The organism is Bacillus sp. SD075 (assembly GCF_017355165.1).
In the GTDB taxonomy this organism is placed as follows: Bacteria; Bacillota; Bacilli; order Bacillales; family DSM-1321; genus Peribacillus.
Genome location: NZ_JADILK010000031.1, coordinates 19,138 through 41,080, shown reverse-complemented (window position 1 = coordinate 41,080; position 21,943 = coordinate 19,138). Strand labels below are relative to the sequence as shown.

19 protein-coding genes and 1 pseudogene are annotated in these 21,943 nt (G+C 35.5%); 11 read left to right on the top strand and 9 right to left on the bottom strand.

Annotated features, from left to right (window positions below):
- Positions 1-154: 154 nt before the first annotated feature.
- The 4 genes and pseudogenes from ytzI (IOC57_RS18165) to IOC57_RS18150 all read left to right on the top strand — a co-directional run.
- On the top strand, positions 155-316 hold the full coding sequence (gene ytzI, locus IOC57_RS18165; RefSeq protein ID WP_207439997.1) for a YtzI protein: 162 nt from the start codon (positions 155-157) through the stop codon (positions 314-316).
- Between the two features lie 258 nt (positions 317-574).
- A complete protein-coding gene (locus tag IOC57_RS18160) occupies positions 575-1,048 on the top strand; it encodes a DNA mismatch repair protein (protein WP_207439996.1) in 474 nt (157 codons plus the stop codon).
- Positions 1,049-1,095: 47 nt separating this feature from the next.
- Complete coding sequence (ytzI, locus tag IOC57_RS18155; RefSeq protein ID WP_309487729.1) at positions 1,096-1,266, top strand: YtzI protein; 171 nt, start codon at positions 1,096-1,098, stop codon at positions 1,264-1,266.
- A 253-nt stretch (positions 1,267-1,519) separates the two neighbouring features.
- Positions 1,520-1,936, top strand: a pseudogene (locus tag IOC57_RS18150) (DNA mismatch repair protein); the annotation flags it as partial.
- A gap of 476 nt (positions 1,937-2,412) precedes the next feature.
- On the opposite strand, the gene IOC57_RS18145 reads toward IOC57_RS18150, so the two are convergent.
- Genes IOC57_RS18145 through IOC57_RS18135 form a run of 3 tightly spaced genes read right to left on the bottom strand, consistent with a single transcriptional unit; the run spans position 2,413 to position 6,261 of the window.
- A complete protein-coding gene (locus IOC57_RS18145; protein ID WP_207439995.1) occupies positions 2,413-3,483 on the bottom strand; it encodes a GerAB/ArcD/ProY family transporter in 1,071 nt (356 codons plus the stop codon).
- 28 nt (positions 3,484-3,511) lie between these two features.
- Positions 3,512-4,693 (bottom strand): Ger(x)C family spore germination protein, encoded by a 1,182-nt coding sequence (locus IOC57_RS18140; protein WP_207439994.1) that lies wholly within the window; start codon positions 4,691-4,693, stop codon positions 3,512-3,514.
- Positions 4,693-6,261 carry a spore germination protein gene (locus IOC57_RS18135; protein WP_207439993.1) on the bottom strand — a complete coding sequence of 523 codons (1,569 nt, stop codon included), beginning with the start codon at positions 6,259-6,261 and terminating at the stop codon, positions 4,693-4,695. The genes IOC57_RS18140 and IOC57_RS18135 overlap by 1 nt, the downstream gene beginning before the upstream one ends.
- A 183-nt stretch (positions 6,262-6,444) precedes the next feature.
- Between IOC57_RS18135 and IOC57_RS18130 the strand changes: the two genes are divergently transcribed.
- Positions 6,445-6,882 carry a GntR family transcriptional regulator gene (locus tag IOC57_RS18130; RefSeq protein WP_207439992.1) on the top strand — a complete coding sequence of 146 codons (438 nt, stop codon included), beginning with the start codon at positions 6,445-6,447 and terminating at the stop codon, positions 6,880-6,882.
- A gap of 540 nt (positions 6,883-7,422) precedes the next feature.
- Here the strand turns inward: IOC57_RS18130 and IOC57_RS18125 are convergent.
- From IOC57_RS18125 to IOC57_RS18110, 5 genes are all read right to left on the bottom strand, one after another.
- Positions 7,423-7,584, bottom strand: a complete 162-nt coding sequence (locus tag IOC57_RS18125; RefSeq protein ID WP_309487731.1) for a peptidoglycan-binding domain-containing protein — start codon at positions 7,582-7,584, stop codon at positions 7,423-7,425.
- A 148-nt stretch (positions 7,585-7,732) separates the two neighbouring features.
- Positions 7,733-7,861 carry a hypothetical protein gene (locus tag IOC57_RS26025; protein ID WP_286184990.1) on the bottom strand — a complete coding sequence of 43 codons (129 nt, stop codon included), beginning with the start codon at positions 7,859-7,861 and terminating at the stop codon, positions 7,733-7,735.
- A 98-nt stretch (positions 7,862-7,959) separates the two neighbouring features.
- Positions 7,960-8,127 carry a hypothetical protein gene (locus IOC57_RS18120; protein WP_207439990.1) on the bottom strand — a complete coding sequence of 56 codons (168 nt, stop codon included), beginning with the start codon at positions 8,125-8,127 and terminating at the stop codon, positions 7,960-7,962.
- A gap of 168 nt (positions 8,128-8,295) precedes the next feature.
- On the bottom strand, positions 8,296-8,538 hold the full coding sequence (locus IOC57_RS18115; protein ID WP_396020857.1) for a PepSY domain-containing protein: 243 nt from the start codon (positions 8,536-8,538) through the stop codon (positions 8,296-8,298).
- 190 nt (positions 8,539-8,728) lie between these two features.
- Positions 8,729-9,613 carry a YitT family protein gene (locus IOC57_RS18110; protein ID WP_207440014.1) on the bottom strand — a complete coding sequence of 295 codons (885 nt, stop codon included), beginning with the start codon at positions 9,611-9,613 and terminating at the stop codon, positions 8,729-8,731.
- Positions 9,614-10,447: 834 nt separating this feature from the next.
- Here IOC57_RS18110 and IOC57_RS18105 point away from each other — a divergent pair.
- The 6 genes from IOC57_RS18105 (at position 10,448) to IOC57_RS18080 (ending at position 20,476) form a co-directional block, all read left to right on the top strand.
- Positions 10,448-11,527: a GerAB/ArcD/ProY family transporter gene (locus IOC57_RS18105; RefSeq protein WP_207439989.1), complete on the top strand. Its 1,080-nt coding sequence runs from the start codon at positions 10,448-10,450 to the stop codon at positions 11,525-11,527.
- Positions 11,528-11,536: 9 nt separating this feature from the next.
- A complete protein-coding gene (locus tag IOC57_RS18100; RefSeq protein ID WP_207440013.1) occupies positions 11,537-12,952 on the top strand; it encodes a spore germination protein in 1,416 nt (471 codons plus the stop codon).
- Positions 12,953-14,122, top strand: a complete 1,170-nt coding sequence (locus IOC57_RS18095) for a Ger(x)C family spore germination protein (protein ID WP_207439988.1) — start codon at positions 12,953-12,955, stop codon at positions 14,120-14,122. It abuts the gene before it with no gap.
- Between the two features lie 2,875 nt (positions 14,123-16,997).
- Complete coding sequence (locus IOC57_RS18090; RefSeq protein WP_207439987.1) at positions 16,998-18,338, top strand: spore germination protein; 1,341 nt, start codon at positions 16,998-17,000, stop codon at positions 18,336-18,338.
- Complete coding sequence (locus IOC57_RS18085) at positions 18,331-19,395, top strand: GerAB/ArcD/ProY family transporter (protein ID WP_207439986.1); 1,065 nt, start codon at positions 18,331-18,333, stop codon at positions 19,393-19,395. Before IOC57_RS18090 ends, IOC57_RS18085 begins: the two co-directional genes overlap by 8 nt.
- A 1-nt stretch (position 19,396) precedes the next feature.
- Entirely contained in the window at positions 19,397-20,476 is a 1,080-nt protein-coding gene (locus IOC57_RS18080; RefSeq protein ID WP_207439985.1) for a Ger(x)C family spore germination protein, read from the top strand.
- 743 nt (positions 20,477-21,219) lie between these two features.
- Here the strand turns inward: IOC57_RS18080 and IOC57_RS18075 are convergent.
- On the bottom strand, positions 21,220-21,534 hold the full coding sequence (locus IOC57_RS18075; RefSeq protein ID WP_207439984.1) for a hypothetical protein: 315 nt from the start codon (positions 21,532-21,534) through the stop codon (positions 21,220-21,222).
- Positions 21,535-21,943 lie beyond the last annotated feature (409 nt).

Below are 21,943 nucleotides of genomic sequence, written 5' to 3'. Positions count from 1 at the left end.
TGGTTAATGACTGTGTCTTTGGTTTACAACCATTCATTTTATAAGAAAATTGAATGGTTGGATGAGTAGGAAAGCTTACGGGAACGGATCCCTGAATCATATTTCCGTAAAGATGCATCCCGTTTTATTTATTAGTACTTTAGGAGGGACTGAAATGGCAATTACAGTTTTCGTATGCAGTATCATTATTATTATCATTTCAATAATAAGTTTTGAGGTTGTGATCCAAGCCTACAAATTTAAACATACTATTGACCCAATTAATCACAAACCAGAAGGTAATAAAGTACAGGAGCAAAAATTAGAACAACGATAGAGTATGTGTCTCTATCTTGTCAGAATATAAGTAGTCAATTTCAAGATGGCGTTGGAGACGGCGATATCTGCTCTTTTCCTACTGCTGAACGTCATACAATAGACCAAGTAGTTTATGTAGCCATCTACTGAATGTAATAAGAGACAGACCATACAGGAAGGATTATCGTTCATAGACATGGGGATGTTGGTTACATAATGTCCTGTTTGGAATAGTTGGATTGGGTAAGAAATATTAATTGCGGATGGAGCGAGTAAGTTGAGTATAGAAATAAAGAGGGAAGACATTATCCAACATGGATTGATGGTACTTCAATTAGTTGGGTCCCATCATATTTGTGAGGTTTGTATAAAAAGCGGCAACTCATGTTGTCAAGGGTGTGAGTTTTTAAAAGATGGTTTAGGTTGCCAAAAAAGAAATACCAGTTGTAGTGCTTGGTTATGTGGTTTACAAAAATTCTTTTTAAATGAAATTGAATTATTAGATGAGTGGGAAAACTTATGGGAACAGGTGCCTGGAAAATGGTTTCGTATGGATGACACTCCAGAAACGATAAAAATAAAATCATTACTTAATCTTGAACGGCTAGATAGTAATGTGGGAAAAAAGACGGCTGAAGAGTTAGAATTATTTGTAAAAGGGGGAGGAAATTTAGAAAAGTTAGAAAGAAAGTTTAACCTTATTTTTGAGCTTAGAAATTCAGAAAATATTCATCTTTTATATAGAAGTTAGTATGGTCATGTACATTTAGTTATATAAATATTTGAGGAGGAACTATAATGATGGCGATTGTGTTCATTGTAAGCTTAGTCATTATCTTTATTATCTTATTATTAAGTTTAACCACTACATCGAAAGCATATCAGTATAAACATACCATTGACCCAGTTGATCACTATATAGCTGCTAACGATGTAAAAAAACAAGAAAACGACACTGAACAACGGTAGGATAAGATGTCCTACCGTAATTCAATTTAAGTTTTTTGTGATTTTCTGAGTAAAAAGAGCGATGCAAGAGAATTCAGGAAGAAATAACCAAAATTCCTTTTTTCTCAAAGCATGTTAAGAAAGTACTTAAAATTGGCTCGTTAAATGTTTAACGGAACCTCTCTTAAGGGGTCCTACCGGCAATGCATGATAAGATTTTATAAAAATTGATTACTTCTTAGTGTAATAATCAATTACGGATGGAGCGAGTAAGTTGAGTATTGAAATAAAGAGAGTGGATATTATCCAGCATGGAGTGAAGGTACTTCAAACAGTTGGATCCCATCATATTTGTGAGGTTTGTATAAAAAGTGGAAATTCCTGTTGCAAAGGGTGTGAGTTTTTACAGGACGGTATAGGATGCCAAAACAGAAATACAAGTTGTACTGCGTGGCTATGTGGTTTACAAAAATTCTTTTTAAATGAAATTGGATTGTTGGATGAGTGGGAAAACCTATGGGAACAGATCCCTGGACAATGTTTTCGTAAAGATAACACCCCAGAAACGATAAAAATAAAATCATTACTTAATCTTGAAGATTTAGATAATACAGTAGGGAAATTGATAGCTGAAAAGTTAGAATTATTCGTAAAAGAAGGAGGAAATTTAGATCAGTTAAAGTTAAGCCTTGATTTATTACTGAGTTTAAAAACTTCATCTAGAGCCTACAACTACTATAAACATACGATTGATCCAATTCATCATTTAGTTGTTATTGCTAACGATGTAAAAAAGCAGGAAAATGACTGAGCATGTTATTGAAAAAATCACTTAAAACTGGCTCTTTATACGTTTATACAAACTCCATATTTACAAAAAACTAATACAGATACATAGAAAATAGAATTGGAACATTAATTGCCGTTTATTATTCACTTCATGTTCAAACAACATTGTTACATTTTTTAAACACTACACGTTGTTGTATGGGAAATCGCCATCATGAGGTTCAAATCTAAACACCTAAATAACATTCCGGTATTTTTTTAGTTCTCTGAAGTGCAGTAATGATGTTGAAGTCACTGTTTAAGAGAATGCCTCTGCCGGCAATAAAAAGATAGAAGAAAAGGTAAAATCAATAAGCATCCCTTCTCCCTTTTCGGGAATTAACTCTGCCTTGTTTTTTCTTTTAAATAAGAGCGACCTAATAACAAAAAAGGAATAGGTAACAGGATAACCATATATGCGTATATATTTAACATTTTTTCTAACCGAAAATGTTCTTTTGACAAATAGTTCGTACCAAGGAATACGAGTAAAACAAACCCAGTAAACCAAAATCTTCTTATCCACTTTGAGGAAACCTTTGATACAGTTATGTCATAGGAGATTCGAAAGTATAGACTGCAGCGTATATATGACCCTACAGCCATTAATATTAATCCATATATGTCAAAACGATCAATGAATCCCAAACTAATGATTCGTACTGACTCCAAAGACGGGTATACAAAATTATCAGCCTGACCTAATCCGAAAATCGCAATACTACCAGTAGTTGTCGAAAACATCATAAGCGCATTTAACAAAATCCCCATACTCCATAGTAAAAACATTCTTTTTTCACGAATGTTTTGAATGGGCACACATAAAAGCAGCAACAATTCAATCCATATACTAACAAGTAGCAAAGCTCCCCATAAAGTGGGACTCCAACCAAATTCAAATATGGGTTGAAGCTGACTCCAATCTTTCATCCGCGTGTCTAAAAGCGTGATTGTATGCCCTGTTACCAAAGCAATCATGGCTAATATACCTGCTGTTAAGGCGATTCTTTTAATACCCTTTATAGATGCATAGACAAAAAAAATCAAAAACCAAACCAGTATAGCCAATCGGGGTGTCTCGGGCAAAAAAGCAATGTAGACGAAATCAACCAACAAAGCGAAAGAAAAGACTGTTAAAAATAAAAAATAGATAATGAAAACCATCATGATCAACGTTCCGAAAGGTTTTCCTAGTAAATTGTGAAGCATATCAGAAATATTTTGTTTTGGGTATTTAAGTCTCAAGCGATAAATGGCGATTGCGAACATAAAGGCTACCGGAAGTGATATAAATATGGAAATCCAAGCGTCTCTCCCGGCAACATCGAGCATTAACGGGAGAATTACGATATGCCCCATAATTGGAAGCGTCATTGCTAATAAGAAAAATGTCTCCCATTTTGTTAGCATGTCTGTAATCTCCTTCTTCTTTGATCCTTTAAAAGGTCAGCTTATAAGGGTTGTTATAAGGCTTTTTGTGCTTTCTATTTACACTCTTTTTGATCAGGCCTTGGTGTGTAATATTCGTATGAACTTCAATACTTATATCTGCGTCAGAAAAAATCTCATTCCATTCGGATTGGATATTTCCCCATTGTTTTGGATATTTCCGATAGGTTTCTAGCCCAATCCCTGATATATCTGTCTTTAATTCATTTTGAAGTTTATTCAAGGTTAAACGCAGGTATTTTTCAGTATTATTTGATATTTCCTTTTCGACCTTTTTTATCCATTTTTCATTCACGTTACTTTTCGTAGTATTATCAGCTAAAGTTCCCTCTATCTCGATTTTCAGATGTGCTTTAAGCTGATTTCCATCTAATGTTGGCCTTATTTGTGTTTCTGATTTTCTTATTTCTATAGAGACTTTCTCCTTGTCATTTAGAGATATGGTTGTATCTCCACCTTTTACCTGATTCAAAAGGATATTCAGCCCAACTGTTTCTAATGTATTAAGCTTTCCGACCATTTTATTAGTTCTAATGACGGCAGTACCGTCTATTGAAGTAATTGCTTTATCCTTTTCTTTTTTTGTTTGAATTATTGGCAAATAGGCATTAGGAATAGGTCCCTCAATTAACTTATAAAACTCATACATTTTCACGGCTGTAAATTCAGCATTAAATTGTGTTTGTTCTAAAGCAGAAACAATTTCTGCTGACGAAAGATCTTCATAAAGAGTGGAATTACTCAAAATATCAATTGGATTTTTTTCTGTTATAAAAAGATAACTATTTAGACGAAACATTTGATCTCGTCTGCTTTCGTCAAGGAAGCTGATAAAATCTTCTTTTGCTAAATCCTCACCAATCACCCATAAACGAGCGTGATCAAAATAAAGCCGGCGTTTCGCATCTTTTATAAGTCCACGTGCACCTTGTATTATTGAGTCCGCGTCTCTTTCCAATAATATACTTTGGCCATTTCCACCGCCCCCTTCTCCTCCACTTTGTTCACCTGTTCCTGCCGCTTTTATGATTTCGACGCTGATTCGTAATTGGTCTTCAGATTTGTTCAACCCTATCCCCTGTACAAATGCGGATTTATCAAGTTCTTGGCTACTCCAACAGCCGGTTACTAAAAATAAAAAAGGGATGATAAGTAGAATAATCCTCCCCATCATTTATCACCTGTTTTAGGTAATGTTCTAATCCTAGTCGTACGTTGATTAGGTATACTCTTTGGTCGCTGTTTGTTCCATCTTAACGGCAAACGAATAAGTGAATCTTTCCAATCCTGAAAATAAAAAGGTGCAAATGGCGCCATATATGGAATCCCGAGCGATGTTAGGGAGATCATATGTGTTAATAAACCGATAATGGCGAGAATGAGTCCATACCCTCCAAATAAGCTGCTAGCAATAAACAACCCTATCCTAAGAAGCGCGGTGACATCTGCAATAGGGGTAATAATAAAGGCTGTAATGTACGATATGGATACAACAACAATGGTCGGTGCACCAACAAGTCCCGCTGAGACAGAGACTTGTCCAAGAATCAAGGCACCTACAATACTTAAAGCCGCACCAATATGTTGAGGGAGTCTAACTCCTGCCTCACGTACAACTTCAAACATCAAAATCATCATGATAACTTCCATTGTTAAAGGAAATGGGACTGTCTCTCTCGCTTGAATAAAAGAAACCATCATTTCAGAAGGAATCATCACCTTGTGAAAATTAATGGCTGAAATATAAAGCGCTGGTAAAGAAATACTGATTATAAATGACACGAAACGCAGCATTCGAATGAAGGAACTATAATAGGGCCGAGTACTGTAATCTTCTATACTTTTCATATTTTCAAGAAATAGGGATGGAACAAACAAACTTACCGGATCCCCGTTAATAATGATTACAATTCTTCCTTCCATTAATAAGGCTGATGTTTTATCTGGACGCTCTGTATTTCCGATCGTAGGAAAGATTGAAAACGGATGGTCTTCGATGTATTGTTCAATATCCCCTGAATTATTGATTTCATCCACTTTAATTTTATCTAATCTTTGTTTGACCCGTTCGATCAATTTTGGTTCCGCAATGCCCTTTACATAACCGATTGTAATATCCGTTTGACTGTATTCACCGATTTTGATTGTTTCAAACTGTAATGAGGGATGGGGGATCCTTCGGCGTATTAACGCAATATTTGTAGGTGATGATTCAATAAATCCGTCATGTGCACCTCTCACTGATCGATCAGTGAGAGGTTCGGAGATTGCACGAACTTCGTACCCTGGTGCGTTTAATAGTAACCCGTCGCTATACCCATCCAGCAATAGTAACGTATTTCCCTTCAATATTTGGAATACTGCCTTTTCTAGATTATCTTGCATTTTTATATTAAAAATAGAAATTCTTTCTTTTACTTGTTTTAACTCTTCTCCCTTAGAGATCTCCAGAGATACTTTTGTCAGTGGTTCCAATACATTATTGCGAATGGCGTCTTCATCAACTAACCCGTCGACTATAACTAGCAGTGCTTTCAATGTGCGACCGTCATGTAATGGAATGATGAAATCATGAAAAAGGATATCTTCACTTGACTCTAACAGTTGTTTTAGTTTTTCTTCATTTTTATGAACATCCGTTGAGAACAAAATTGAATTATTTAATAGTTTTTCTTTTTGTAATTTTTTCGTGTCTCGCTTTATTTTTTGCAGAATAGATTGAATTATTGAATGGAGCATATTACTCACCTCTACTTTGCGCCTTATATTTTTTTCCTTATTATGGCCCTTTTGATAAATAACATGTACCGGATTTTGAATCGATATGGTATTCAACATAGAATAGAGGGATGAAACGGGTGGAACAAACAAAGGTAATAAAAATGAAGATAGTGTAGAGGGACAGTTCGCGAAGCTTTACGAATGCTTACTAAAGATGACATGCTAGTCCAAGATGGTAACAGTTTATTGGTTTATAACCCGACGGTTCAAGATATCTTAGACATATATGAGTGCCGGAAAAGCCTAGAGTCCTTATCAGCAAGACTTGCGGCCATACATATCACAGAGGAACAATTAAACGAATTGGAACGTATTATCCATGAATCCAAGGAGTCTCTAAAAAATAACGACAAGCAAAAGCTTACATATTTAAACCAACAATTCCATGATATTATTGCAATTGCATCTTTGAATAAGCAACTTATAAAATTATTTGAAGTAATTAAAACGAAAGTACTCTATATTCGTAACTGTATCCTTAAGGAACGTACAGATTGCTTTCCTGAACTGGTTGATGATCACATTCAAATTTATTTAGCTATGAGAGCCCGAGATCCATTAAAGCGGAAGAAACAATGAGTGAGCATATTCAAAGAAGTTTAAAGGCAGCCAATGCAGCATTAAATAAGCAGAAGGATTTGCCAAAAAGGTAAACGAAATTACTTTCGTATGAAATACTTATAAGCCGTTTTATACTTAGCAATGCTATCTACGATGGAGTACTCCAACAATAAGATGAACAACTGAAATTTTCTTGTTATCGGATTTAATAAAAGTAAAGGCGGTTCTAGTGCTTCAATAAAAAATAGCCCCTACTCAAAGTGAGTAAGGGCTATCCAATGTATCTCAGTCAAAAACAAGGTGTAAATTTAGGTTATCCACATTATTCTTTTGTATTCATCCTACATAACAAAAAAACCTCCTCAATTAAGAGGAGGTTTTTTTGGGATGGTGTTTAATAAGGATTATTGAAAGTGTATTCGTTTAATTACTTTTTATTCATCATAAAAAACGAAAATAGCCCCACTCGATTCGAGAAGGGCTTTGAAAGATGGAGGTACGTGTGGGATGTACCATAATTTAATTATCCCCATTCGTTTTCTAATTATTCATCCTTTGTTATGCAACAAACCATTCAGTGGTAGCTTTGCCTGCCTTCTTATCTGCAGAAATTTTCCGTGCCTTTTGGAATTCATTTAATGCCGCCTCTTCACCTGTTCCAAAGATAGAATCAAGGGAACCGGGATTATACCCTTCCAAATAAAGCGCAGCCTGTAGAATCCAAGTGAGATTCCCATTTGTTCCTTTATCAAGAGTTACGATGGCACCCTAACCTAACCGTCTGTTCAACCACCTGAACGATTGGTGCCAATATAGTTGTAAACATTAATACTTGTTGCCTGGCTTCGTTTTCCATTTACATTCCTCCCTATTGTGCAAATGATTGAACTACTAAATATAGAACGCTTCCTGCACTGACTTTAGCTACAGATGCTTTCCCGATGATTCTCCACTTTTGCTTACCGGGTTCAATAATCTGACTGGTGATCTTGGGCATCCTTACTCATCACATGATCAAGCAATTTATTCGTAATCACTATATTCTCATTGAGTAAATCTCCATTTGCTTCGTTCCCTTCACTACTTCATTTCAAACTATTTTGTCCTGACTGTAATTTTGCGAGGTCTGTCTTCAAAAGAGATACAACCTGTTGAAATTTTTCGCTCATTTTGTTTGAGCTGCAATAACGGTTCCCGATGACTTTTAAGTTCCAAATCCACCTCTTTAAATTTTTCGTCATGTTCTTGCCCCTTCTTTTCCATATCGACTCCCTCCAATCCCTCATGACTCCCTTTAACGTAAAATTTTCTCTCTATCTCTGTATATCTAGGTTGTTTATGCATAATAACAAGCCGTTCCCCTTAAGAGACGGCTTGTTTTTTATTAATTTACAGCAAATTTCATAAGTAAATTCCCAATGCATTTCTTCCTTAATCCAAAACTTCTTCTTCTACTATCATAATCCTTCCTGTCTTTGCATTTATCTCAACCTCATAAATTCTGTTTTGGTTTGTCAAAATAAAGAATTCGTATACTAGAACACCATGTTCCATATCCATATCGACATGTAATACCTGGCCAGGCACTCGCTGAAGCGCGATTTCTTGTGCCTGTTGCATGGATAATCTTTGTCTATATAAAGGCGGTTGATTATTGTAGTAATTATCATATATGGGGAACATTCTCCTCTTTTATAATATATTCAATTTACATTATGCATTTAACCCAGTTCTGTGAATATATGTGTAGGAACTACAGAAGATCCCCATATGAATACATATGAATAGTCTTACTACAGATTAAAAACATAAACAAAAGCCAACATAAAATGTTGACTCGGTTAATAAGTAATTATTTTATACATTAATGAATATTTCTCTTTTTGAACCTTCCACCTCGTACTTCCGCAATATTTGCCATTGCTAAGAAAGATGAAGGGTCGATTTCTTCCACAATTGTAGTTAACTTATATTCTTCAAGTCTGGTAATTACACAGAAAATAACTCTCTTGTCATCTCCAGTAAAAGCACCTTCACCATGTAAATATGTTACCCCCCGTCCTAATCGGCTATTGATTGCATCACCTATCTCCCTTGCTTCTTCGCTAATTATCCATACTGACTTTGTTTCATCCATTCCAGTAATCGCAATGTCAATGGCTTTAGCAGCTATTACATAAGCTAAGATTGAATACATGGCTCTATCCCATGTGTAAATGAATCCAGCAGAACCAAGTATAAATAGATTGATGAACATAACAATTTCGCCAACAGAAAAAGGCACTTTTTTACTTATAACAATCGAAAGGATTTCTGTACCATCAAGCGCCCCACCGTTACGAATTACTAGTCCTACACCGACACCTAAAAATATGCCGCCAAAAATTGTAGCAAGAAGGATGTCCTCAGTGAAGGGGGGGATGGGATGAAAATATGTTGCAAAAATGGAGAGCATTATAATCCCATATATAATAGAAATAGCAAAAGTTTTTCCAAACTGCTTAAATCCCAGATATACAAATGGTAGATTCAATAGGAAAAGAAAGATTCCCAGTTTTATACCTGTAACATGAGAAAGCATAATTGAAATACCTGTAATGCCTCCGTCAATTACATGATTGGGAATTAAAAAGATTTCCAATCCAGTGGCCATTAGTAAAGCACCCATTGTAATAAGAATGGTCCTTTGGATAATTATCAAACGAGATAACTTTCTATGCTGCTTTTTTAGTGCTAAAACTTCTGACAGAAAAATCACACCTTTTATTATTCATTTATTACTATTATATCCTAATATCAAAATAGAAAAATAACTTTGAATAATAAAAGTTTTAACCAGCTGTGTATTTTCGTTGGCATCCCATCAAATCTGTTAACCAGGGTGAAAGTCGGCAAAACGAAAATAGTTTCTTAGTTTTTACAAAGTTGGAGCTTCCCAGTTCCTAATTCAGATTTAATAAAGGCTGTTTTCGCATTCTTTGTTGCTATTTACTAAGTAGTGCGGTGTGTGGTTGATTTCCCCTCCAGATGCTCGCTTTCCGCGGGGCGGGCGGTGAGCCTCCTCCTCGGCGTAAACGCCTGTGGGGTCTCACCTGTCCCGATGCTCCCGCAGGAGTCTAGCACTTCCGCTCCAATCAACCTTAAATAGTTTCGTTTTAAAAACAACAATCTTTACGAAAAGAGCCTTAAAAAAAGACCCAGATTATACTGCCCTCCAATTGTTAGACACCATCTAGCAAATTGGGGGCAATTCTTCCTTTATTCCCTATGGACCAAAAATCATACTTTATAAACCCTCAAGAAAAAAATCCCTTCTCTTATTGGAACCCCCTGTCCAGATAGCCGAAGAAAGAAAAGGCTGCCTTGAAGCAACAGTTAGATTTAAAAACCAACAGAGCAATATAAAGAAATGACTCCAGCCTTACTCCAATCTTTTACCTAGGTTCCTTCTTTCTTTGAACAATCTTCACATTTGGATATTGAACCCTCCTATCCCCCATCCCGAAATTGAGTTTTTCGACTGGTATCAATGAATATTTTCAAGAAAAAGGCAAACAATATGAAAAAAGAATAAGGTGTTAAAATGCAATATACTTTACGGTTTATATCAATTGCGTATGTAATTTTTCTTTCAGTCGGACTTTATGCACATGTTGAAATCATTCCTATCCTATTAGCAACTGCAAAACGAGATGCATGGGTTTGCGTCCTATTGACTTTGATTTTTTTACCAGTTTGGATATTTTTACTATATAAGATTGTTTCTATCACAAAGAAACAGTCCATCATTAAGTTGCTGAAAGATCAAGCGAGTTCATTCAGTTATTACCTTCTTCTTTTGCCGTTCTCCTTATTTTTATTGATTAATGCATATATTACAGCAAAGGATATTTTAATATGGTCACAATTGAGTTACATGCAAGGTTTTAACAGTTTTACCCTTGCTTTTATGTTACTTTTATTCTGTTTAATCTGTACCGAATCGGGTTTGTTTTCAATTGGAATTTTAAGTAGCCTCCTTTGCCCTATTGTAATTTTTTTAGGTTTTTTTGTTTCATTTGCCAATATCAAAAAAAAGAACTATGAGCTTCTTTTTCCCGTGTTTTCGGAAGGTTACTTACCATTGGCAAAAGGTCTGATCTATACTTCGTTACCGGTTATAGAATTGTTTATCATTATTTTTTTAACACCTGTACTTAAAAAAACGATCACAAAAAAACAACTACTACTTGTCGGTACATTCATCATTTTCTTGATGTTCGGACCAACTGTAGGTGCAATCGTTGAGTTTGGACCAGAACAGGCTGCAAAATATCGGCATCCTGCATATGAACAATGGAGAATCATTACAATAGGTGAATATTTTTCCCATGCTGATTTTTTTGCAATTTTTCAATGGCTCTCAGGGGGAGCTATCAGAATAAGTTTATACGTCTTAATAGCAAGCAAAATTATCACAAAAGGAATACATAAAGTAAAAACGATCAGGATTCTTTACGCGGTTCTATTTGCTTGTTGCATATATTCAATTGATCAAAGTATATTTTCTAACTTTATCTATGAATATTATAGACCTATTTCATTCTTTATTTTACCCATACAGATTTCAATATTAGCCATATATTTAGTGAAGAATAAAAAGAATTGGGAAGGAGTTGAATAAGACTTGAGTGTGGATATTTTTTCTGAAGATAAACTACTTCAACTTTTCAACCATTCATCAGATATTGATGTAAAAGTGGATAAAAGTAACAAAGATCCATTATTATTGGTGTATTGTAAACCGTTGATTGATGCCAGTTTAATTCAATCTTTAATAGTCCCCTTCTTGGATGGGAACATGACTTGTAACTCCATTTTAAATCCCTTACAAGTAGAGACCCATAGTAAAAAGGCAATAAATGAATGCCAAATAGAGGATTTAATTTTTTCCGGAAAATTAATGGTTGTCCCTACTGGAGAGAACGTTTATTTTTACGATATAAATAAATTTCCCTCCAGACAACCTGATGAATCAGCTGCAGAAGTTACAATACGTGGACCAAGAGATGGATTTGTTGAAGAACTTTCAACCAATATCGGTCTAATACGGAAACGATTACGAACTTCATCCTTTGTTGTGGAAGACTATAACATTGGTAAACGGACGAATACAAATGTTTCACTTCTTTACATAAAAGATATCATAAATCCACAAATTCTAAAGGATATCCAATGCAAACTCTCCTCCATTAACATCGATATCCTAACAAGCAGCTCTATGTTGATGGAACACCTATATGACAACAAATTTTCAATATTTCCACTAATAAATTATACAGGAAGACCTGATTTCGTAGTGGAATCGATCAATCAAGGGAGATTTGCCATTGTGGTGGATGGCGCCCCAACAGTTCTGATTGCTCCAATAAATCTCACATCTCTTTTTAAGACATCTGAAGACGATAATACAAGTTTTTATTTCGCTTCATTGGAAAGGACATTACGAATTTTAGGTTTATTTACGACCATTTTCTTACCCGGGTTTTATATGGCATTAACAGCCCTCCATGTAGGGCAATTACCACTGCATTTAATTGCAACCATTACCTTATCAAGACTTGGTTTACCCTTTTCCCCTCTAGTCGAAATGCTGCTCATGCTCTTGATGATTGAGTTATTTAAAGAAGGGGGAGCACGTTTGCCCAGGGGAATCGGACAAACAGTTGCTGTGCTTGGCGGATTGATCATAGGGGACGCTGCCATTCAAGGGGGAATCACTTCACCTTCCACTCTGGTCGTAATCGGGATCACAACCATTTCTGGCTTTACGCTTGTCAATCAGTCTTTAGCAGGAAACCTTTTTTTCATTAGAATTATCGTACTAATTTTAAGTTATATAATGGGTATTTACGGATTTGTTTTATGCCTCATGTCCATATTTTTATATATATCAAGGATGAAATCTTTCGGAATCCCTTATTTGGCAGATATATCTTCAACGGATGGAAAGGATATCGTGTTCGCCTTTGTCCGCTTACCTTTTCCATTCATGAAAAAGAGAAATCAATCTTTATTGATAAAAGATGATACAAGAACAGGTGACTAGATGAGGATATTATTTTTAATTTCATGTACAATGCTCATACTTACAGGCTGTGTCAAGATTAATGAAATTCAATATCAAGCATATGTAGTTGGTCTAGGAATCGACTATCTTGATAATGAATACCACGTCCATTTGCAGTTCGCAGACTTTTCAAACGTCGCTAAAACTCAACAGGGTAAAAATGATCGACCTGCTCCTGTGTGGTTGGCAACCGGAACAGGCAAATCCATTGAAGAGGCTTTTACAAAAGTAAATCAAGGCATACAATTGCCCGTGAATTTTGATCAGTTAAGGGTTTTCCTTTTTGGAAAATCATTATTGGAAAATAAATTAGAAACAACCTTACAAGCTTTAGACTCCAATTATAAAATCCGTTTAACAGGATGGACTTACGGGACAGAGGAGAAATTAGAAGATATCTTCACAACGAAAATTCCCTTTAACTATGCTTTCACTTCTACGAGGATTAATAAACCTGAATATTTGCAGCAACAAGATTCTACTGTACCAAGTATTACTTTACAAGAGCTGATTTATCAATATAATGAAAAAACGAAAACAATATTATTACCAAATATTTCAATTAAAAAGGATGCAATCAAAAGTGATACTAAAAAAGTTCCCGTGTCTACATTTAATGGTGCATTTATTATAAAAGATAAAAAATTGAAAGACCTCTTTTCAGAAAATGATCTTAAAGGTTATATAAGAGTCAACAATAAGACTTTTAGGTCGTACATGACCATAAGCAAAAGCAAGGGTGATAACGAAGAGTATATTGTAATTGAATTATTGAAACCAAAACTAAAAAGAAGGTTTACAAATAAACAGAATGACATGAGCTATAGGTTAGATATAAAAATCACTGGAATTATAAGTGAATCCAGCTATGGGATGGTCGACCCAAAAATCAAAAAAAGGATTGAAGAAAAAATAAAAGATGAAGTATATGAAACATATAAAAAAAGTCATGGAATTAACGGGGATATTTATCAATTCGAAGACTATATGTATCGATTTATGTACAATGATTGGAAGAAGTATCATGACGAAAAAAAATTCCCAACACTGAAGAAAGAAGACATTCATGTAAATATAACTTCACTAAAAAGCATCAACAACATCCATTCCGGGTCAACTCCCCCATCAAATAAATTATTACCGGAGTAAGGACACTTAACTGCCCCTTAGCCATCCATGAAGTACAAAAATCAGCGCTACACCACAGTGAATGAACATTGGTCTCTATCTCGTATTTTTAATGGCTGGCGAAGAATGCCGTTCTATGGGCCTTTACTCCGACGACCACGGTTTACCACCGACTGGCGCGCCCTTTATGGGTATCACTATGGGAGATTAATCCTATTTTAGGTCGTCGCCTCCCTACTGAATTCGCTATGATTGGAGGCTTTTGTTTCACGATGTACCAAACCCACTCAGATCCCCATAAGGCTCAGCCTGTTAAAAAAGGGTTTTTACTAGTTTTTTCTAGAATGTGAGCTTTTTAAAATTTTTATGGGAGCCCATCAAGAAATCAACAACATCCTTTAACAAAGCTTAAAACAAAAAAAGAGTCTGGGACATAACTAAATAAACCATCCTCAAAGACGAATCATTCTACGTTATTCTACCTATTAAATATCATGCTGTTTTCGTATATGTTGTTTTTATTCATCCATTCAAGCTGTAAGAACAAGTTCGTTCCATTGCGCTACAGTCACTCGCTTTCCGCGGGGAGGAAGCGGAGCCTCCTCGGCAAGCCTGCGGGGTCTCAGCTTTTCCTCTATTTCCCGCAGGAGACGATGGTCTTCCGCTCCATTACACTAGATGTTTTAAAATAGGATGCAAAAAGCAACAAAATCTATGGAAAAGAACAAAGAAAGACCCGATCTATTCGCCGGAAATTCCGCTTGTAGTTCGGGTTTATCGTTGACGAAAATACTTATGTCCAAGCCTCTATTGATTATGCTGCAAACAATTTATTGAATGTAGCTTTACCTGCTTTCTTATTTGCAATTATCTTTTTAGCTTCCTGGAATTTAGATCATGCTGATTCAGTACCACTTCCAAAGATAGAATCAAGTGATCTAGGGTTAATTCCTTGCAAATAAAGTGCTGCCCACAGAATACATGTATTTTTTTCCTTTTATAACTATAACGATGGCAGCTCCCTCCTTTCCATCGACAACTAGCTTTTTATTGAATTGCTTATTAAATTCTGTTTGTAGAGCCTTAATCAGTGCTGATTTGGTTTTATGGCCATTTTATCCATCCACAATAAGACCGGATTTATAACGGCTATTTATCGTTTTTTTTGAATGGACCTTACAGTTAATACCCAATCAAGCTGCGGATAATGTTGTATTTTCATATTTTGATGGATATTCAGTTCAATGGTCTTGTGTTCTCGTTCAACCTTCTTGGAGTCCTCATGAACCTTACCACTTCGCTTATACTAGTTGTCACGTTCAAGAGCTTGCTGTCTTAGCTTCTTCCAGGTCGTAGACTTATAGAAAGGTTCGCTCCGTTCTTCAGACTTATACTCTGTCACTTCCCCTTCACCTCCCTTACTAAATATCTGATAACTTCTATAAAGTTAAATCCATCATTGAAGGTGATCAGCTTTTACTGAAGAAAAAAACAACGGCTATGGTGTATCCATTGTTTACGACTATAAATACCACCTGATATTAAGAGTGGTAAATGTGATAATAGTGATAAAGAGCCATTTTAAATTATGCAATTATTTTTCTGGCTTTTTTCCGGGGCATTTATCGGGCAGTTGATAACTTCATTAGATTTAATGAAAGAATGCCAGAAAAGGAAAAAAACCTCAACACCAATGGTATCAAGGGTTTTAATGTTTTAACTATTATTAATACATGGACATATATTGTTCGCGTTCCAATGGGTGAACTTGTGTTATAAACATACTCCTTAGTATAATCAAGCATCATAAAACAACACAAATGCCGCCTGGTTAATAGCTTTTTCAAAATAGATTCATATCATTAACAAGAGTAAAATATCATAAATGGGTGAGCAAAATAAAACCACCTTTTTTGAAGAACAAGGTTTACTTACATTCAAAAGGAACAAAGTTCTTACAAAGTGGAAGCTTCCCTATTCCTAATTCAGATTACAAGAAGGACCCAGCCTGGACAGCAACCATTACGGCATACGAGTGGATTCATAAGATTAAAATTAAGTTCGCTGCTAGTAGAGATTTTCGGATAGATCAAGTGTTTTATAACGATGATAATGTTATAACAGAGTTAGTTAAGAAGGTTAAGCCTTAATTTTAAGATGCCAACAAAAAAGCCCCTCATATAAGAGAAGCGCTTATTCATTTTATGCCTCTATGAATTAATTTATTTTTTCTATAGTTCCAGGAAGTCTGTACATTTGTTGCCCCTGCTGAAACGTTACGCTCCCACTAACACCCCAGTATCTTCTTCCAAAATATCACCAGTAGATTTGTATAGTAGTGCTTGCTATGAATTCATATCATTATCTATTAGATGTACAAGAGAAATCGTACCGTCGTATAATGGGTTTTCTTCTATTGAGAACCAAGTACTCTGGAACGAACTCCCGTTTTATTTTCTTCTGTTTCGGCAGCAGGAGTGTTTCTTTTAAGAACTCGATGATTCCACCTAAGAGCTACATCTAGCTAGACAAAGGTCATAACACCTAGTAAAGAACCTGAAAATTTGAAATACTTAAATATAATATTCTTCTAAATCCCTATGTATTAAAATACTTTTCTTTGATATTTTAACAGACAATCACGAATAACGTCACCCTTTTCCCATAACGACTAAAGAATGCATTTAATTTATTTTTAACATTGTACGAAACTGCCTTTTCTAACCAGGATATGTGGTTAGATCAATGAATATCAAATCTTTATATAAACAGAATAATTAGATAATCCATAAAAAAATATTTTACGTAGATAGTGCGTTTTTCATTTGTAGAATACAACTTTTCTAAAAGGGAACAATTGTAACATAGTATTTTTTTTGAGAAAGGATATCTGGCAATGAAACCATTATTACAGAAAATTGAAGACAAGATTGGAGATAATGATGATTTCTTTATTTTGAAAGAGTATATTATTGACGTTCCAGTTGTATTTTTGGGATTTAAGAGTCTGATTGACCTACCCAAAACATTAACATCCATTCAAAATAAAATAGGATCAATACTCCTTACAGATAAATCTTTCGATCAACTAATGCCTTGGATCGGCGAAGTGAAGGCAAACGATTCGAATGAAGCTCTTTCATCTATCGTAGAAGGTAAACTAATCATACTTAAACTTGAAAAAAACTGTCGAAAATATGTGATAGTGGAACCTGTTTCGCAAATTCTTAATCGTTCTATTGAATCTCCTACAAATGAGAATGTCCTCCAAGGTCCTTCAAGCTCCTTTATGGAAGATATTAATACCAATATAGGAATGGTCAGGAAACAAATAAATTCAGAAAGTTTGCAGATAAGGTCTTATTCAGTAGGAACCAATGGGAAAAAGAAACTATCTGTCCTTTATTTTGAAGGCCATGTAAATATGGATCTATTGCATAAAATCTCCAACCATATCGAAAGGAACCAGGGCAAGGAACTTAACAATGTACAAGACCTGTCCAAGATGATGGGCTTTTCTTCCTGGATGACGGTGTCCCAATTTAACACAACGGAGCTTCCCCAAGAGGCCAGCAAATCCCTGGCAAATGGAAGGGTTGTTCTGTTCGTGGATAGAATCCCATTCGCTCTCGTTCTTCCCGGACTGTTTTGGGATATGTTTACACTTGAGAATGACAAGAACTATCCCTTCCTCATCACAGTATCAATATGCTCCTTACGTATTATCGGCGTTTTAACGACCTTGATATTACCGGGTCTATATGTTGCCCTGGTAGCCGTCAATCCCGAAGTGTTACGAATAGAGTTGGCGTTATCCATCGCTCAAAGTCGTGACGGTGTCCCATACCCTGCACTTGTGGAAATGATACTAATGCTCGTTATTCTGGAATTAATCGTGGAGGCCAGTGTTAGGCTGCCGAAAAGCATTGGTCCTACCATAACAATGGTAGGAGGAATCATTCTTGGACAGGCAGTTGTGGATGCAAAGTTAGTGAGTAACATGTTGATTATCATACTTGCTGCGACAACGATTGCTAACTCAACCATAGTCGGGTTTCAAAACTCTCTCTCGATCCGATTGTTTAAGTATCTAATTGTCATCCTGGCTTCGATCTACGGTGTATTGGGAATATTGGCAGGTATTGTCTTGGTCAGTACATATCTAGCCGGTATCAGCACATTTGGGATCCCCTACCTTTACTTGAACTTGACTAAGGAAGGAATCAAAAATGGATAAAAGTTTTCAAGTTGTAGTGATTTACATCTTAACCCATCTAGGACTTATTTTTTTTATTTACCCTAGAAGCATAATAGCAAGTACCGATGAAGGTCACTGGATTCCCATCATGATAGGGGTGTTCTTACATTTTATCATTATTGCTATATATATGAAGGGGCTAAGTTATTTCCCGAACAAAGACCTCATCACCATTTATCTCGGTATTGGAAAGGGTGTCGCATTTATTTTTTTATTGCCGGTTACCCTTTATTTTCTCATGATCAATATCATTACTGTACGTGCATATTCTGAAATCATTACAATCGTCTTCTTATCCAAGACCCCATTGTGGGCAATTATGGCTCTATTGCTTTTCGTTTCAACATATCTGGCTGCAAAAGGAGTGGAAGCCATATTCCGTAACGGTGTCCTTCTTGCCAGTATCTTTCTCCCTTTTATCATCTTTATCTTCTGCGTCTCTTTTCAGAATGTAGATTGGCACTATGTGTTCCCGATCATGGATAAACAATTTTCGTTTTTCAAGGAATCTGCATATTTTAACAGTTTTTTTGCTGTCGGAGGAGGTTTTTTGTTCCTCGGTTTTGTCCAACCATATCTTTCCTATCAAAGGAAAAAAATCTTAATAGCTGCAATCGCCCTTATTCCATGTTTCATATTTTCGGTTTATATACCGATACTTACATTTGGCCAGGCCACTGCCTCAACTTTTTTGTTTCCCTTCGTCATGGCAGTGGATACTATCAACTTGAATTGGCTTATGTTTGACAGGGTCACAATGTTTTTCCTGCTGAGCCTGATAATCTTCATCATGATATTCATTTCATTGGTATTATGGAAAACCGTCAGGATTTTAAATACATGTTTTCCATCGATTAAACCCATTTACCTTTTGATTACGCTCTCGTTATTCATTTTTATCATTTGTTTAATGACCCCAAATTGGAAGGACGTCGAACGCCTTTTTGCATGGAACACATTCTTGAGATTCTATATAATATTTGCTGTGCCGATTTCAGTTTATTACTTTGGAATTCGGTTAAGGAGGGCGGGTTAAAATGAGAGTAATTAAAAAGGCGACCATCATTACGATCATTTCTCTTTTAGTATTCACCCTAAGTGCTTGTTGGAACAACAAGGATATCAATCATCGGGTCATGCCTGTTGTAATGGGCATTTCAATGGAGGGTGATGAATATAAAGTCTTCCTTCAAATTCCACAACCTTCTAAGGACACCATTCAAACTAAGATAGTAAAGGGAACAGGAAAGACGATCAACCATGCAGTGGATAAAATCACTACTGATATGGAGAGCAGTATCGACTTGCTTCATTTGAAGGTGATCATTATTGAAGAAAAATTCGCCCAAAAGGGAGTAAAGGACTTGATTTCCGGTTTTATGAGGTCCAGGGATGTCTCTCCCAAGGCCATAGTTGCCATCTGTGATGATGACTTTGACCAATTCTTTTCAAGAATGAGTAAGTCTACAGAAGCAGAAGGGACAGCTCTCTTAGACTTTTTCGAAAAAAATGCAGGATGGACTCCAGAAATTGCGTTGACTAGAGTATGGCAGGTTTATCGAAGTATCCATTCTTATACTAAGGATGTTGCCATTCCCATTATAGGTCTAGCGAAGGAAAATATGTTAGTTAATCAAATCGGTTCGGCAGTGATAAAAAACGGTAAGATGGTTGACCAGATTGACTCTGATGAAACCCTTTTATTCAATGCTTTCAATGGTGAAAGCACTCAGGGGAAAATTGAAGTCACTGATGAAGGCACCGTCTTGATCCTCGGTAATACAATGGTACATGAAAGTAAGTTCCTCAATGAAAGGTCATTTATTATTAGTAAGATTAAGCTGAAGGTGATGTTACTGGAAACAAAAGGGAACCCACCGACAAAGTTGATAAAAAAGGAATTGGAGACGCTCCTTAAACGTCGGTTCAATGAAATGTTCACAAAACTACAGAAAAGTGAAGCCGACATTTTAGGGCTGGGACAGTATTTTAGAAATAAGATACCCAGAAAGGAGCTAAAGCATTGGCGCTCGGAGTATTATCCTGAATTATCAATGGATTTTCAGGTTTTTGTAGACATTCAGAACGAGGGGAATTTAACAACGCACAATGATTAAAATGATTATTTCGTAATAAATACTTAATTAAATGAGGGAGTTCATTAAGAAGATAAACAACACCCTAAAAAAAGTCTACAACAAAAAACAGCCCCTATTCAAAGCGAGTAAGGGCTTAACCAATGGTAAATGCCAGTATAACAGCTATCACTCAGGCGGTGATTCCTCTAATAAACCAACTACCATTATAACAACTTATCCTCTTTCAAATATATCGAAGGATTAAATAAAACGGTATACTTTTTATGTAGGTATATCGTCATTAACTTTCTTGATAATCTCTTTAATACAGTTAACCTTTCCATTGGTATAAAAATACTAATAGTTTTTATACACACTTTATTAGTATTTTTATTAAAAATTTCCAAACTGAAAAAGATAAACAAGATGATTATAGTACAACAGATAAAAAGTTAACTCCATCTATTGAATATGAAATAAATTACCTTTTACAAAAAGAAAATATGGTTAGTTGTATAAATTTGAGTTAGAAAAAATATCCTGAACTTCCCAAAGAAACAATTATTAAAACGGTACGAAAAATTAATAATAAAAACAAATAATGTAACAAAAAAACTTCTGAGTTTTTTTGTTACAAATCCCTCATCATGCTAATCGGTTCTCACGTCATCCTTGCTGTGATGAAGTACCCACTCCTATATTCCCTCCATAGTGCTCTTCAAGACATTACCTTCTTTCACCAATGAAAAAGCACCCACTTAAGTGGATGCCTAACTTGGTAATCATTTATGATTTTCATGATATATTTTAGCAGAGAGCATCATTTCCTCATGTACATCTTTGAACCATTCAAAAGGCGAGTAGTTTGCGATTGCAACTTGTGGAACAGAACCTACATGAGTTTTGCATATACTCAATTGAATGATATTATCAGCGGAAATAACAGGTCCCTTATCAACAATTCTGTTATCCTTGTATGTCTTTACAAGGAACTCAAATGCTTTATAGGCTTCATCTTCGGTTTCATAATCAAAAGAATTCCTTTTGCCATTGTCCTTGATTTCTAAAACGTAGATGGTTCTATTTTTGACTTCCACTTACTCACCCCCTTTTTCCATATAAATTCAACAAAAGGAGATCATATCCTTCTTAATTACTCCTAACAGCTCCACATTAAAAGAAGAACTCCTTATCCAGTCTTTTGGATTCCTTGAATCCAAGCTTTAAAAACTAGATTTGCCTAACCAGCGTAATCAAGCAGTTAATTATTTAGCTAATACTTTTAATGTCACAAATGAATTTGCTGCACAAAGATTTGATCGATATCGAAATCAAATTTGCACGTCCCAAGTTCCATAACCCCCTTTAACATTAAATTCTCTCTAACTCTCTGAATGTCTAGGATGTTTACATAATAAAAAGCCGCCCTTTTGAGGAGATTTTGATTGTAACAAGTGTTCTATGCCTATTCTTGTCTTAAAAGGCTTTTTCATTAGTACAAACCTA